Source organism: Microcoleus sp. POL10_C6 (assembly GCF_036701585.1).
Taxonomy (GTDB): domain Bacteria; phylum Cyanobacteriota; class Cyanobacteriia; order Cyanobacteriales; family Microcoleaceae; genus Microcoleus.
On the sequence record NZ_JAUBRB010000021.1, the window covers coordinates 1 to 15,270 of the forward strand.

General features: G+C 45.3%; 15 protein-coding genes and 1 pseudogene. 8 read left to right on the top strand and 8 right to left on the bottom strand.

Annotated features, from left to right (window positions below):
- A pseudogene (locus QUA34_RS13890) lies at positions 1-111 on the top strand (photosystem II q(b) protein); the annotation flags it as partial.
- A 438-nt stretch (positions 112-549) separates the two neighbouring features.
- Positions 550-1,305: a GerMN domain-containing protein gene (locus QUA34_RS13895; RefSeq protein ID WP_333329799.1), complete on the top strand. Its 756-nt coding sequence runs from the start codon at positions 550-552 to the stop codon at positions 1,303-1,305.
- 115 nt (positions 1,306-1,420) lie between these two features.
- On the opposite strand, the gene QUA34_RS13900 is transcribed toward QUA34_RS13895, so the two are convergent.
- The 3 genes from QUA34_RS13900 to efp form a co-directional block, all read right to left on the bottom strand.
- The gene (locus QUA34_RS13900) at positions 1,421-1,813 is read right to left on the bottom strand and encodes an ArsR/SmtB family transcription factor (RefSeq protein WP_006631662.1); all 393 of its coding nucleotides are present in this window, start codon (positions 1,811-1,813) and stop codon (positions 1,421-1,423) included.
- Between the two features lie 30 nt (positions 1,814-1,843).
- On the bottom strand, positions 1,844-2,401 hold the full coding sequence (gene accB, locus QUA34_RS13905) for an acetyl-CoA carboxylase biotin carboxyl carrier protein (RefSeq protein WP_333329797.1): 558 nt from the start codon (positions 2,399-2,401) through the stop codon (positions 1,844-1,846).
- 199 nt (positions 2,402-2,600) lie between these two features.
- Positions 2,601-3,158, bottom strand: a complete 558-nt coding sequence (gene efp, locus QUA34_RS13910) for an elongation factor P (RefSeq protein ID WP_041622404.1) — start codon at positions 3,156-3,158, stop codon at positions 2,601-2,603.
- A gap of 430 nt (positions 3,159-3,588) precedes the next feature.
- On the opposite strand from efp, the gene QUA34_RS13915 reads away from it, so the two are divergent.
- From QUA34_RS13915 to thiL, 3 genes are all read left to right on the top strand, one after another.
- Entirely contained in the window at positions 3,589-4,713 is a 1,125-nt protein-coding gene (locus QUA34_RS13915; protein ID WP_333329794.1) for a peptidylprolyl isomerase, read from the top strand.
- A 242-nt stretch (positions 4,714-4,955) separates the two neighbouring features.
- Entirely contained in the window at positions 4,956-5,270 is a 315-nt protein-coding gene (locus QUA34_RS13920; protein WP_333083817.1) for a hypothetical protein, read from the top strand.
- A gap of 173 nt (positions 5,271-5,443) precedes the next feature.
- Complete coding sequence (gene thiL / locus QUA34_RS13925; RefSeq protein WP_333387409.1) at positions 5,444-6,439, top strand: thiamine-phosphate kinase; 996 nt, start codon at positions 5,444-5,446, stop codon at positions 6,437-6,439.
- Between the two features lie 71 nt (positions 6,440-6,510).
- On the opposite strand, the gene QUA34_RS13930 is transcribed toward thiL, so the two are convergent.
- From QUA34_RS13930 to QUA34_RS13945, 4 genes are all read right to left on the bottom strand, one after another.
- Positions 6,511-7,167 (bottom strand): hypothetical protein, encoded by a 657-nt coding sequence (locus QUA34_RS13930; RefSeq protein ID WP_333387412.1) that lies wholly within the window; start codon positions 7,165-7,167, stop codon positions 6,511-6,513.
- Positions 7,168-7,339: 172 nt separating this feature from the next.
- Positions 7,340-8,119: a Uma2 family endonuclease gene (locus QUA34_RS13935; protein WP_333387415.1), complete on the bottom strand. Its 780-nt coding sequence runs from the start codon at positions 8,117-8,119 to the stop codon at positions 7,340-7,342.
- Positions 8,120-8,215: 96 nt separating this feature from the next.
- Positions 8,216-9,406 carry a cysteine desulfurase family protein gene (locus tag QUA34_RS13940; RefSeq protein WP_333387418.1) on the bottom strand — a complete coding sequence of 397 codons (1,191 nt, stop codon included), beginning with the start codon at positions 9,404-9,406 and terminating at the stop codon, positions 8,216-8,218.
- A 276-nt stretch (positions 9,407-9,682) separates the two neighbouring features.
- On the bottom strand, positions 9,683-10,087 hold the full coding sequence (locus tag QUA34_RS13945; protein WP_333387421.1) for a DUF7682 family zinc-binding protein: 405 nt from the start codon (positions 10,085-10,087) through the stop codon (positions 9,683-9,685).
- Between the two features lie 191 nt (positions 10,088-10,278).
- Here QUA34_RS13945 and QUA34_RS13950 point away from each other — a divergent pair, with 191 nt between their 5' ends.
- Positions 10,279-11,943 carry a DUF655 domain-containing protein gene (locus tag QUA34_RS13950; protein WP_333387424.1) on the top strand — a complete coding sequence of 555 codons (1,665 nt, stop codon included), beginning with the start codon at positions 10,279-10,281 and terminating at the stop codon, positions 11,941-11,943.
- Positions 11,944-12,145: 202 nt separating this feature from the next.
- Positions 12,146-12,790, top strand: coding sequence for a hypothetical protein (locus QUA34_RS13955; RefSeq protein WP_333329774.1), 645 nt, complete (start codon positions 12,146-12,148; stop codon positions 12,788-12,790).
- Between the two features lie 253 nt (positions 12,791-13,043).
- Here QUA34_RS13955 and cax read toward each other — a convergent pair whose 3' ends face one another.
- The gene (cax, locus tag QUA34_RS13960; protein ID WP_333083821.1) at positions 13,044-14,144 is read right to left on the bottom strand and encodes a calcium/proton exchanger; all 1,101 of its coding nucleotides are present in this window, start codon (positions 14,142-14,144) and stop codon (positions 13,044-13,046) included.
- 194 nt (positions 14,145-14,338) lie between these two features.
- Between cax and QUA34_RS13965 the strand changes: the two genes are divergently transcribed.
- A complete protein-coding gene (locus QUA34_RS13965) occupies positions 14,339-15,109 on the top strand; it encodes a Uma2 family endonuclease (RefSeq protein WP_333387427.1) in 771 nt (256 codons plus the stop codon).
- Positions 15,110-15,270 lie beyond the last annotated feature (161 nt).

Here is a 15,270-nt window from a genome sequence, read left to right on the forward strand (position 1 = left end):
AACTTGGGTATGGAAGTAATGCACGAGCGCAATGCTCACAACTTCCCGCTTGACTTGGCTGCAAGTGAAGTCACTCCCGTAGCTTTGGTTGCTCCTTCTATCAATGGCTAAGTTTTAGCTATCGATTGACAAAAAGCGCTCCTAGTAATAGGGGCGCTTTTTGTTTGGGGAAAAATATTTTCCTAGAACTGTTTCTATCCGTTAAATCCCTTAAATCCGTTACCCCCCTTACCTCCGTTACATCCATCCGTGACATTTCTTCTTGCTTTTTACTTATTTTTTCTTCCTTTATTCTTTAATTTTTTATGATTACTATAGAATATAGCCACTAGGCCGATCGAGATACTGTGACATACTCCACGGGCGAAATCTTATATTATGGTCTAGGATTCCAATAGTCGGATTCAGAATATGTTGGGCTTGCTATAAAGTGTTCGCTAGCAGCAATGCAATTGTGTCAATTCCAGAATCTAACCATAGACAAATGTAGCTGATCGGGAGTCGCTCCTCACCGTCCCAAGCGCTCTATTTCTAAAGAGGATTTGTATTATGAAAGATGGACAAGAAGTACGCCGCGTCTCCACAGCCGTCATTGCCGGTGTTTGCGGGTTGGCTTTACTGACGGGAGGGGGCATTGCCTGGTGGACTGCGAACCGTTCGCCAACCCCCGCAGATACGCCGTCTTCTGCTCAGACTACCGCTCCGCCGCTGTCCCCAAGTCCAGCGGAATCTCCTGCTGTAGTTATCCCCGTACCCCCTCCAAATCCTGTACAAGTGCCACAGGTTCAGACGCCACAGGTTCAGACGCCGCAGGTTCAGACGCCTAACGCTCTGATCCCAAAATCGCCGCAGCCAAAGCCTTTGCCACAGACTGATGTCCAGACAGTGCAAGTCTACTGGGTTAAAGATGCCAGCGGCAAATTTGAGGGAGTTCCTACGAAAGTAGCTGTCAAACAAGCTGACAAGCCTGATGCAGCTTTACAAGCTGCTTTTAACAGTTTGTTGGCTGGGCCGAAGGATGGAACTGTTTCTAGCGAAATTCCTAATGGGACAAAACTCAGGGGTTTGAGTGTTAAGAATGACGGAGTTTATGTCGATTTGTCGGCCGAATTTACTTCGGGGGGAGGGAGCAATTCGATGACTGGCCGGTTAGGGCAAGTTATCTATACGGCTACGAGTTTACAACCGAATACCAAGGTTTGGATTTCGGTGGAAGGCAAGCCTTTAGAACTTTTGGGTGGCGAAGGTTTGGAGGTGGCTCAGCCGAGTACACGCCAAAGTTTTGACAAAAATTTTCCCCTTTAGTAATGATGAGTCATTAGTTACAAGTGATTAGTCATCGGTCTGAAGGCCGAGAATAGGAATTGATAACTGATGACTCATGACTGAGGATTGAGGATTGAGGACTGGCAACTAATTTTCAGTGCTTCGTAGTTAGGCTAAATGCCCGAAAGTGTAGGGCTTGCTGTTCGATCCGGCTGGCAAGCCGATCGCACACCATATTACACAGCTCAAAAATTAACTCGTCTTGCACCTTATAATAAGCTGAAGTCCCTTCACTCCGGCGAGTGAGGATACCAGCTTGGAGCATGAGTTTTAGGTGCTTAGAAACATTGGCTTGACTCGTTTGAGTAGCTTCCACCAATTCTTGCACGCATTTTTCGCCGTCGCGAAGCAAGTTCAAAATTCGTAAACGCATAGGTTCGCTCAAAATACTGAAATACTCAGCAACTTGTTGCACGACCTCTTGCGGGACAGGCTGGGATGACTTCATCAAACTCACCGGAGAGAAGTGATCGGGAAATATTAGCATTTATTCTGTCCATAACAATAAAGTAATCCTTCAATCCGGATTAATTCGCATCAACACTTGACCGTATTCGACAGGTTCGCCATTTTGAACTAAAATTTCCATCACTTGACCGGAGACTTCATCAGCATCGATCTCGTTCATCAGCTTCATCGCTTCGATAATACAGACTGTCTGGCCGACCTTGATGCGATCGCCCACATTGACAAAAGGTGGCTCATCAGGAGCAGCAGCGCGATAAAAGGTTCCTACCATCGGCGAGATAATTGGCACCCATTTCGTATCGACAGAAGCAGGTACGGCAGCAGGTACGGCGACAGGGGCGACGGGTACAGGTGCAGCCAGATCCGCTGCTAAATTTTGGTCAACAGCAGGAGGTGACGCTAAGGTGGGGCTAGCAACAGCGCCCAACAGGCTCGGAGCGACACTCGCCACAGCAGCAGGGAGCGCAGCAGAGGTGCCTGGTGAACTTGCCAGAATGCCTTTGCGTACTGTCAGTTCGATATCCCCACTTTTTAAGGTGAGTTCCGAAATGCCAGTTTTGTCTAATACAGTTAGCAGGTCACAAAGCTGGTTTAAGTCTAGTTGCACAGCAGATTCAAGGGTAATTGAGAATTGAAAATTGAGAATTGAAAATTGAAAATTCAGAATCAGGCGAAGCTAGGAGCATCAACGACTTTGGAGGAAAAAGGGATAGTTTTTAAGCTGTGAGCGATGAGTATTGAATTGGGAATTCTTTAACTCATAACTCAGAACTAAAAACTAAAAACTCCCTTTTATTCCCTCGTTTCTATTCTCGGCCGAGGTACTTGTCTTCACGAGTATCAATCCGAATCCGTTCTCCAATGGAAATAAATAGAGGCACCATAACCTGAGCTCCGGTGGAGACGATCGCGGGTTTGCTGCCACCGGTGGCAGTATCTCCTTTGACTCCGGGATCGGTTTGCAGCACTTCCAAGACAACAGAGTTGGGCAGTTCCACTTCCATGATTTGGTCGTTCCAGCGGAGGATGCTGACTTCCATCCCTTCACTGAGGTACTTGACTCGATCGCCTATTTGCTTAGCATTGAGGCGACTTTCCTCGTAAGTTTCCATATCCATAAAGACGAAATCGTCGCCCTCTTTATAGGTATGCTGCATCACACTCTTTTCCAGGTTGGCTTGAGGCATAGTCTCGCCCGCCCGGAAGGTTTGTTCTACTACGTTTCCGGTTTGGACGTTTTTTAATTTTGTCCGCACGAAAGCCGAGCCTTTTCCTGGCTTGACGTGGAGGAATTCGATAACCCGCCACACGCCGTTATTCCATTCAATTGAAACACCTGGTCGAAAGTCGTTACTGGAGATCATATAAATTTTTGCGGGCAATCCCGTCGCCTTGAGGCACGGGGGAACTAAAGTCAGTCGATTTTAGATTTTAGATTTTAGATTTTAGATTTACTCCACAGATGAATTTGGGAGATTGAACCTTGGTCTAAAATTTTGATCTCTCCACGACAGGAGTCTGGGGATTGTATCCGTTTTTGAGCGGCTCAGGTTAAAGCCGCAGTCTAGCTGACGGCATCAAAAAGCAATTGGCATTTTATTTTACCGTTCAAAGGGAGCAAGTGCTTTACTGAAATGTTAATGGCAGTGGGCAGTGGGCTGTTGTCAGTTGACTGTTGACTGTTGTTAGTGGGCAACTCCTCCCGGGCCAAACCAACAGGCACTTTAGATGGGTAGCAGCTTAGAGGGCGGGCAGCGCTGTGGGAAGATAAGAGAGGCAATAAAAGTTAAAGTTATGTTGCATTGGCCTAATTTCTCGATCGATACGTGCAAGCGCTGGGTCAAAACCGTCGCTTTAGCACTCTTGCTGTTCACTCTCTCCCTGAGTTTCAGTGCAGTCTCCCATGCGAAACGCCCCAGCAGCAGTATGCCTGCAGGGAATGCGATTACGGACGGGCGGGCGCTGCTGCGCTTCGCTTTACCTATTGACAATCAGACTGTACGAGAGTTGCAAATTAGTCTCGAAGACATTGGCAACCACATACGGTCTAAACGTTGGGGACCTATTAGCAGCGATGTCAGCAAGGCTTCCAGGATTCTCAACCTTCGGGAATCTGACCTTTTAGAGAGTATTCCCGACGCCAAAAAGCCGGAAGCGGAGGCGCTAGTTGCAGGAGTCAAGGAGAAAGTTGCTCAACTGGAAAAGGCTGTTGAGGCTAAAGACAGGGACAAAGTGATGGACTTGAAAGCCACAATCCTAGGTTCGGTAGGCGAAATCGAAGAGTTGATGGTGACAAAGTTTCCGTTTGAAGTGCCTGCCAAGTATGCTAATCTGCCTCAACTGAAAGGCCGCGCTACTGTGGCTGTACAAACTGAAAAAGGGGAAATTACTGTTGTGGTTGACGGCTACAGCGCCCCGGTTACGGCTGGTAACTTTGTGGATTTAGTCGATCGAGGTTTTTATGACGGTTTGCCGTTTATTCGATCGGAAGAATCCTACGTTTTGCAAACCGGAGACCCCGAAGGCAAGGAAGAGGGTTTTATTGACCCAGCTACTGGCAAATACCGGAATATACCGCTAGAAGTGCTCGTCAGGGAGGAAAAAGAACCTATTTACGGGATTACTCTAGAAGATGCGGGACGTTATCGCGACGAACCTGTTTTGCCTTTTTCTGCTTTCGGTACTGTGGCCATGGCCCGTACAGAAACTGACCCTGATAGCGCTTCTTCTCAGTTTTTCTTTTTCTTGTTTGAACCTGAACTCACGCCCGCTGGCCTGAATCTGTTGGACGGCCGCTATGCTGTTTTTGGTTACATGATTGAAGGAAAAGAAGTTTTGGAGCAACTGAAGCAGGGAGACAAGATTGTATCTGCTAAGGTAGTTAAAGGAATCGAAAATTTGGTGCGACCTCAAGTTTAATTAATGACGGCGATTGAAATCGCTTTTACACCAAAGTGACGGCGAGTGAAATCGCTTTTACAGAAACAAAGCCCGCCTGCGCGGGCTGAAAAAATCAATAGTGACAGGCATTGAAATCTTTTCTAAATACAGATGACGGCGATTGAAATCAATTTGACATAGACAAAGCCCGCCGGAATCAGGCTGGAAGAAGAGATAATTTTTATAGTTTCGTTATTGAAAATAGGAATTCAATCGAGAATATGGCTATTTTACAATTTTTATTGGTAATGGGTTTGGGCGGATTCGCAGGCTTGTTGATTGTAAAAAATGTGAATGAAAACAAGCAAAAGCAGCGGTTGGATGAGGCTTTTTATCAGTTGTTGGAAACTCAAAATAGTCAAATTGCGCTGATTCAACTGGCGGCTAATGCTAGAGTTGAGGCTGAAGTTGCTCAGCAGTATTTAACTCGGCAAGTTAAGATTTTTTCGGCCGTTTTAGAGGTAGATGATGAAGGAGATACTTTTTATAGGTTTCCTAGGTTGCGCTTACCACCGAGTTCGGGTAAGGAATGGTAATACAGTTGACAGTTGACAGTTGACAGTTGACAGTTGACAGTTGACAGTTGTCATTGGTTCAGGAATTACGCACCAATAACGTGCTACAGGTAAGATACCTGTTCCATAATACATTGAGTTTATTGTGGGATGGGCATCTTGCCCGCCCGCTTCTCACTAAAAAATCCTTTTTAATGCTGATTAAAGATATCGGTGAACAAGGTCTTTTAAGAATATTGCAAAAATTCTGCCCCGCAGAGATAGTTGGTGATGATTGCGCTGTCATACCTACAACTCCCAACCAATCTCTGGCTATCACTACAGATATGTTGGTGGATGGAGTGCATTTCAGTGATCGCACTACGGGGCCTTATTACGCAGGATGGCGCGCCGCAGCGGCAAATTTGTCGGATCTGGCTGCGATGGGAGCAACACCTCTGGCGGTGACTGTAGCCCTCGCTGTGGCGGCGGATACGGCTGTGGAGTGGGTTGAAGAGTTTTATCGGGGGATGACGGCTTGCTTGCAAGAATATCATACGCCGATCGTCGGTGGCGATGTTGTGCGATCGCCCGTGGTGACGGTGGCGATTACTGCTTTTGGACAGGTTGAGTGCGATCGTACCATTAGTCGGTCAAATGCGCGATCGGGCTGGGCGATTGTGGCTACTGGGGTTCACGGAGCATCGCGCGCGGGATTAGAATTGCTGTTAAATCCTGAATTTGGGCAAAATCTGGGAAAGGTCGATCGGGCTTCTCTAATTCTCGCTCACCAGCGCCCTAAACCGAGGCTGGATGTTTTGCCGGTGGTTTGGGAAATATTAGGTTTCGAAAGTGAATTTTCCATCGCCGGGATGGACAGTAGCGACGGTTTAGCAGATGCGATTATTCAAATTTCTCGGGCTAGCGGTGTTGGCGCAAAGGTCGATCGCACAAAAATACCAATTCCCGATATTTGCAGCAAAATCGTATCAACCGAAAAAGCTTTAGATTGGGCATTATATGGCGGCGAAGACTTCGAGTTAGTGCTGTTTTTGCCAATAACAAGCGCTCACTTATTGGTAGAAAAAATAGGAAATGGAGCCGCGATTGTGGGAACCGCTACGGATAGCACCGATATTTGGTTGACTGATAGCAGCGGCATTTATCCTGATACTGTATTAAAGCTCGATCGAGGATTTCAACACTTCTGAATTATCTCGCTTATCCGCATAGGCTGACTTGGTTTGTATAGACGCGGTTTTAAGCGCCTAGTTTTTGCGCGTTACAGATTTTCCGCCAGCGAACCGTTGATTCTGTTATTGTAGGCAGTAGCCAGATTATTTTGAGTTTGCGTCCATTTTTCGCTACCTGGTTCCCGATTACTTAAAACTATTTGATAACCAGTAATGGCAATTTCAATATTATTCGCTCTCTTCCCACTGGGAAAGTCACTAATATGAATACTCAAATTTTCAAGAAGACCGATAATTGAGCTAATTGTTTCTGAGTTTTCGCCGGCAATTAACTTCTGCGCCACTTGCTGTAAAGTCTCTGCAAAAGTGGCATTAAGGAGATGTTGTCGCTCTTCCAGCATGGGGTAAATTACTGCTATATCCCCGTTGCTATCTTGTTCTGCTTGCAATAATTCTAGGAAAAAATTTGCATACTCTTGGAATTTTTCACTCTTCGAGTTGTTGCTATTTACGTCATCGTTCATATCGATGAGTTGCGCTAGGTAACGGGCTAGATGTCGGAGGAATTTAGCGCCATTTTCCCCTCCTTGCTCTGCTAAGGTTGATGCTACTAACTCGCAAGTTTCCAGAAATCCGCGATCGAGTAATTCTGAGTTATCCTGTAATATTTGCGGTTCGTCTCCTTTGGGGGCATTCAGCAGAGTGTGAATTAATTGCAGATAGGCTTGGGCGCGGGTTTCGTCCATTGTGGGGAGTTGTGAATAACACCGGGATTTATTTTATCATGCTTGGTGGGTGGCCAGAAACCGGGTTTTTGCGAGAATATTTGGTTACAGGCGAAGATTCTGGAAAAAACCCGGTTTCTTTGGTTGTGCGTAGAAAGAATGGACTCGGCGGTTTCAATCGCCGAATCATCTATTACAATTGATTTAGATCGATTCCCATTTCTCGCAGTCTTGATTCTAAAGCTTGCGATCGCGATCGTTCTTGTTGCAGCAAAGTTTCTGTCTCACTGGCGCGTCGCTCTGCTTGCTGAGCTTGTTGCTCTGCTTGTTGTCGCAGTTGCTCTGCTTGCTGAGCTTGTTGCTCTGCCTCAATAGCCCGCGCTTGGGCCTGTCGTCGCAATTGAGCGAGTTCCACAAAACTCATAAACGCTTCTCCAGACGGCCCAAACATTTCGAGTCCCGTTTCAGATAATTGAAACCGGACGCCCAGTCTGGGACTGATCCAACCGTCTATTTGTTCGATCGCTTCTAATTGTTCCTCTTGACGTTGCCATCCAGTCAACTCTAATGTTTGTGGGTCGTACAAATAGTATTCTTCCACACCATAACGTTCGTAAAATTTGAACTTTTGAATCATCGGAGCGGGCCGATTTCCCGGCGACCAAATTTCAAACACAACTTGTGGCCCAATATTATCTTCATTCCACTGTTGATAGGAACCACGATAACCTTTTGGTCTACCAAAAACTACCATCACATCTGGTGCTTGGCAAAGTTTATTATTTCCTTCAACGGGATACCAAAGTAAGTCACCGGCGACAAAAACATTCGGGTCATTCGCAAACAATAGTTCAGAATTTTCTTTAATCCAAACGATTAATCGAAACTGCTCGGTATTATCTGACATTGGTTCGCCGTTATCGTCGGGGTAGATGATATTTTGTTTGTCGGGAGATTGCAGTTTTGTAACCATTGCTTTTTCCCCAAAATAGATGGTGATTTTATTTTATTGTAAATGATATCAAGCGGCTTTTTTGTGGGAAACGTGTTTTCAAGATCGGAATCATTCCTAACGCCTAGATAATGCTACCTTTGGCATTAATCTATCCAAAATTTGCTCGATCGCAATTACTGTCCAATCAATATCAGCTTCTGTGGTTTCTAGTCCGAGAGTCAAGCGGATTCCACCAACGGCGCCGATTTCGTCATATCCCATTGCTAATAATATCGGACTGGGAGTTAGTTTGCCGCTGCTACAAGCAGAACCGGAACTAATGCCAATTCCTGCTAAATTTAGCTGCCGCACCAGAGTTTTGCCTGTGATTCGCCCTGTATCTCTCTTTTGGTAAGGGCGGGAGGAAGGGGAGATTATGCAAAAACTTACGTGGTGTGGGAGTCGGAAATATCGATCGCCAGTTGGTACTAAACTGGGTACGTGGGATAATCGGTCAAAAAGTCGATCGCGCAATGCAATTAACCTCGGCGTTTCCACATCTATTTCCTGCAATGCTAACTCTGCCGCTACCCCAAAACCGACAATTGCCGGCAGCGCTTGTGTCCCGGAACGCAGTTTCAATTCTTGGCCACCACCGCCTAACATTGGCACTAATTCTACTCCCGGACGCACGTAAAGCGCGCCTGCACCTTGTGGCCCGTAAAGTTTGTGACTGGAAACCGAAAGCAAGTCTACGGGCAGTTTCTGCACGTCAACTTGCAGCTTGCCGGCAACTTGAACTGCATCGGTATGAAACATGATATTGCGATCGCGCGCAATTTGTCCTAATGCCTCAATTGGTTGCAGCGTGCCAACTTCACTTTGTCCGTAAATGATTGAAATTAACACTGTATTTGATCGCAGCGACTCTTGCAAATCCAAAGGGTGAATGCGCCCAAATTTATCCACTGGTAGGCGCGTTACCTCCCATCCCAACTGTTCGAGTTGTCGCGCCGGTTCTGCTACTGCGGAATGCTCTACACTGGAGATAATAATATGCTGTGGCTTTGTATAAAGACGGGCAATTCCCAGAATTGCCAAATTATCCGCTTCAGTGCCGCCACTGGTAAAAATTATCGATTCCGGTAGCGCGTTAATCAAGCTAGCAACCTGCATTCTTGCTAATTCTAAAGCTGTCGCCGCCCTTTGTCCCCACTCGTGCAAGCTGGAAGGATTTCCCCACTGCTGAGTGAGAGCTTTTTGCATGGCTTGAATCGCTTCTGGGCGTGTCGGCGTTGTAGCACTATAGTCGAGATAAATTTGCATGGCTTTAATTAAATGACGAACTAATAATGAATGATTGACTACCTAATGAATAAGGCACTTATCCTAAAGGCATAAATGATTATTGACTCATGACTCATGATTGTTAAATTATGACTGATCGCAACCGCCAATTGCCAACTAATAACGGCAAAGCCAACTCACAACTGTCAAATCCCAACTCCCAACAGTCAACTGTCAACTCCCAACCCTTCTCTCTTGCAAGCTGTCAACTGTCAACTGCCAACTGTCAACTGTCAACTGTCAACTGTCAACTGACTAATGACTTCCGGGTTTACAGACGTTGTAATCTTCGTGCGACAAAACTTTTTGGGGAATTAAGAAAGTGCCGCAATCTTCACAAAGCATTCTGTAGTTGCGAGTTACAGGAATACTGATTATCAAACGGTTGTGACGCAGGCGTTTGCCGCCGAAATCTCTGTAATTCTTATTTTCGCCCAAAGCTGCTATAATTGCGCGGGCTTTAGTAACTACGTGGTCTGGCAGACCTCTGAGATCGATGATATCTTTAGCAAATGATGCTTCCCTCTCTTGTTTTTTGGTTTGTTTTTGTGTCAGCACTTCAACGTAATGCTGCTGCGCCACCAACTCTTGCGTGCAGCGATGGCACGCTTTACCATATCCTTTGTGACCGCACGGAAAAATTCTTTTTCTTTTAGCCATAAAGCAGCGGTATCGGGTTTGACCCACGCCCCTGAATGCTGCTACCCTACCAGTGATGCTTCCGGCATCGAGGCAGTTCTACAAGACGCAAAATCTATTCCCTTGCATAAATTTAATAGGTTGTAACTTTACTTGATCCAATAACTTTGAACTTTGGTTCGGCTAATAACCTCTATTTTTTTTAAAATTTTGTGACTGTATTGTATTATCATTTACTCGGTTTGTGTTTTGCTGGGCTGGTGGCGATCAATCTGGCGGGCTGCGGACAAACAAAGCAAGACGTGCAGAATTTACCTCTCAGTCTGGCTCCATTGCCTCAAGACCCCTTGTTGCAAGTATACTTCAATCAGTCGATCGCTTCGAGTTATACAGAGCCTTACCGCCAGCAAACTAGACCTGGAGATGATTTAGAAAATTTGATCACTGTGGCGATCGCTAGTGCTGGATCGACGGTAGATGTAGCAGTTCAGGAGTTTCGATTGCCAGGTATTGCGAGGGTTTTGGCCGATCGACAGCGATCGGGAATTAAAGTGAGATTAATTGTCGAACATATCTATAGTCGCCCTTGGAGCGATTTTACAGCTCAGGAGTTAGCGAAATTACCGGAAAGAGAGCGCGATCGTTATACCGAATTTGTGCAACTTGCCGATACCAATAAAGACGGTAAATTAACGGCCGAGGAAATCAAGCAAAACGATGCTTTGGTAATTGTCAAGGATGCGGGTATTCCTGTAATTGATGATACTGCTGACGGCAGTAAAGGCAGCGGTTTGATGCACCACAAATTTGTGGTAATTGATGGCAAAACCGTAATCGTCACTTCTGCTAATTTTACCACAAGCGATATACATGGCGATTTCAAGACAGCCGCAAGTCGCGGCAATGCGAACAATTTACTGAAAATAGAAAATGCTCAATTAGCGCAACTGTTTACTCAAGAATTTAACATCATGTGGGGCGACGGGCCCGGAGGAAAACCGGACAGCAAGTTGGGCATCAAAAAGCCGTTTCGTCAAGTGCAAAAAGTAAGAGTAGGGAATTCGACAGTTGCGGTGCAATTTTCGCCGACTTCCCAGACTTTGCCTTGGGAAAAAAGCGTTAACAGTTTGATAAATCGAACTTTGGGTAGTGCGAAAAAGTCGGTCGATTTGGCATTGTTTGTATTTTCGGCTCAGCGGTTGTCAAATACTTTGGAAATTGAAGCTAGCCGGGGAGTTGCGGTGCGAGCTTTAATTGACTCTAATTTTATTTATCGCTCTTACAGTGAAGGGTTGGATATGATGGGGGCGACTTTGATGCAAGATTGCGGGTTAGAAACTAACAATCGCCCTTGGAGAAAGCCGCTGACTACGGTGGGAGTCCCGCTGTTACCAATGGGCGATCGCCTGCACCACAAATTCGGCGTTGTGGACGGCAAAACGGTGCTTACAGGTTCTCACAACTGGAGTGAGGCGGCAAATCACGGGAATGACGAGACGCTGCTGGCGATCGAGAGTCCCGTAGTTGCAGCCCATTTTGAGCGGGAGTTCGATCGGCTTTACAAAGGTGCAATTTTGGGAATTCCCGCCCGAATCAAACAGAGAATTGATGCTAAGAAAAAAGAATGCGATTCACTACAAGCAGCATCAAAATTGCCGAGTGCTAAACCTCAAATTGCTGCGGGAAAAAAGTTAGTTAATTTGAATGCAGCGACTCAGGAAGAATTAGAAACCTTGCCTGGGGTTGGCCCGAAGTTAGCCGAGAGAATTATTGCAGCGCGGCAACAGCAACCTTTCACTTCTTTGGAGGATGTGGCACGGGTACAGGGAGTTGGGGACAAGATTTTAGAGAGATGGCGCGATCGAGTAACTTGGTAGTTAAGTTCGTACTCAGGACTTCATTCCTGACTCCACAAAGTTCGCACGCACTCAGGAGTTCAGTTTTCCCTTTCGCAACTCAGGATCAAAGACTCAAGTCCTCACTAGAAACCTATTGGATCTACTTTGACAACACATCAGCTCTCAAGTTAAAATAACTTCTAAACAAAATGCTATCTATTCACCTGAGAGGTAGAGAGAGATGGAACACGCCAGATTTGTTACGGGGAGGCCACAAATCAAATTTCTAGCTATTTTTCTGGGGGCAATTTTTTTGACGCTAGCAGCTTTCACAGTTAGCGCCCAGCAGAGTAGCGAAGCACAATTTAGGGTCAAAAACGAAAACGCTTTTAATATTAATTTAATTCAATTTAAGCGCACTGAATATGTAGGCCCGTGTGCCGGTACTGTCTTCTCCCCTGATTCGCAAAGCGCTCGATTTGTCTCCAGCAAGACTCCTCCCGGCCCTAACAGAAGGGTAATGATTAAAAATGTGACTGATGGCATGGAAACTAACCCCTATCCTTACACAGACCGAGGTTACAATAAAGGTGAGTTCTCCGAGGATTTTGGATTTAAGTTGGGTAACAGTCACAAAACAAGAACTTTTTCGGTTTTAGAGGGAGAAAATAAGTTTCTCTATGAAATTAAAGAAAATGACCAAGTTATAGAACAGGGTGCGCTTACGGCTGAAGTTTCTATACAAAACTTAGGTACTTTTCCCCGTCAGCAAATTTGTCAAGATCAGGTAGAATGTCGGGATACTTCTGATTGTCGCGATCGTAAAGGCAGAAAAAGAAGTTGCAGACAAGAGTGTTTTCCTGTTCAACAATGTCGCTGTCCCTAACTACTTTCTGTCCAAAAAATTTTTTATTTAATTAAGGCCAGAAGACAAAGAGGAATAACAAACCAGAAACAAGATAAGTTATTACTCGTTACCAGGCAGAGCCTGGTAACGCAGATCCGGAGGCTCTGCCTCCAATTTTCATGGAAGCAAACGAGGCAGAGCCTCGCTTACATCGGTTCCCAGGCACAGCCTAGGAACCAGTTAAGAAAATTGAGTTTTTGTGGAACAGGCAAGATGCCTGTTCCACGAGAAATCAAGTAATGGGGTGAAAGTAAAATGCGGCTCCTAACACGATGTATGTTGCTAAAAGCAACACTCCTTCGAGCCAATTCGATCGCCCGTCAAGACTAATTAGATTAGCAATTGTCACGGCAATGGCAACTGCAACTACTTCAAACGGATTGAAGTTTAAATCCATCGGCTGATGAATTATTAATCCGATAATTACCAACACCGGCGCTACCAGCAAAGCAACTAGCAAACTCGAACCCATTGCGACAGAAACTGACAAATCCATATTGTTTTTCATGGCAACTCCCACCGCAGTTACATACTCGGCCGCGCCGCCAACAATCGGCAACAGAATTACCCCTGTAAACAGTGGCGTCAATCCCAATCCTTTGGTAGTTTCTTCGACAACACCCACGAAAATTTCTGATTCAAAAGCAACAGCAACAGTTGAGGCAACTAGCACTCCTATCCACAACCACAAATTCGGTTTGTGCGTAGTAGATTCCTCTTTGGTATTTTGAGAATTTTCTGACTCGAGTTCTAGTAAGCTAACATCGTAAAGATAGCTGTGGGTTTTTAATGAAAATAGCAGAGTTAGAGCGTAAACTGCGATTAGGACGATCGCAGTTATTAAGGAAAGATTCTGAATGGCTGCGGGTTCGACTCCATTTGAGGTGTAAATTACCATTGTCGGCAGCAGGATGGCAATCACTGCTAGAGTCATTGTGGAACCGTTCACCCGCGCGATTATTGGCTTAAATTCCTGTTCTTTGTAGCGGATTCCTCCTAACAGCATGGAAAATCCCATGACTAAAAGCAAGTTGCTGATAATTGTACCGGTTATGCTGGCTTTCACAATGTCAATTAAGCCAGCTTTCAGAGCAACTATTGCAATAATTAATTCCGTAGCATTGCCGAAGACTGCATTTAATAAGCCGCCTATGGAGGGGCCTGTAACGATCGCCACTTCTTCTGTTGCTGTGCTCAACCAAATAGCCAGAGGTATAATGCCTAAAGCGGATGTGATGAAAACTGCGAGGGAACCCCAATGCAAATACTCAGCGGCGATGGAAATGGGGATGAAAATTAACAGCGCTATGGAAAGAATTTTTTTGATTGACATAGGAACTCGGATGGTGTAATGAAGGGTGAGGTCTAGTTACCGGGGCGATCGCAAAGTTGATTTTACACTATTCAACTATTCTCTGACAATTCTGGTGGCGAGTGCGATCGATAATTGGGAATTTTTAACCGCAAATGCACGCAGATCGAGGCAGATTAAATATAATAGAATTATATCGACATCGGTGAAAAGATATGTCTCAATCGGTAGTGCCAGTTGTTGAATCAAAGCAAATTGATACTTCACCCACCTTGACCTTTGAAGAATACCGATTTTATCAAACTGCTTCCGATCTACAATATGAACTGTACAAAGGCAAATTAATTCCGATACCAACCGCCACAGTTTTACACATCAAAATTTGCGAATATTTAGTTTACAAATTGCAGCGTTACCTAGCTGAATACAATCTTGATTTAGTAGCAAAAACAGGTTTAGGAGTAAGAACAGAAGAAGATACCTCTCGGATTCCTGATGTAGTTGTTTGCACTCAAAGTCTTTTGGAACAAGCTGCTGCTAGACCAAGTTCTGGTATCCTCGATTTTGAGGAAAAGCCGCTGTTAGTCATAGAGGTAGTGAGTCAAAATCGGCGCGCCGATTATGTGATTAAACGAGCTGAGTACGAACTAGCTAACGTACCTGAATATGTCATTGTTGACCCTACACCTCACAAAGAATTGGTGCGAGTTTTAGCCTTTCCTGAAGGTGAAGACATCTATACCCAGACTGATTTTAGGGCGGGGCAACAAATGGTGTCTGTAGTATTTCCCAATCTAACATTATCAGTGAATGAAATACTGTCTCCGCCATTAGTTGAAGGGTTGATTAAAGCAGAACAAGCTCGGTTCCAGGAACTTGAGCAGCAAGCTGCGGTGGAGCGCCAACGGGCTGATGAGCAGGGCCAACGGGCTGAAAGATTGGCGGCGATGTTGCTAGAATTAGGAGTAGATCCCGATCGCATTTAGGAGCTTAGATGACCCAGAATTCATGAGTTAATGGTTATTAGTTATATCAAAGCAGCCCTGCATCATAATTATTCAGATATCTATGCTCGACCTCTGCTTGAATTAGCTTCAATTTATTGTCATCTGCGGTTAATAAATTCTCTTTTTTTAACCGCAGATAC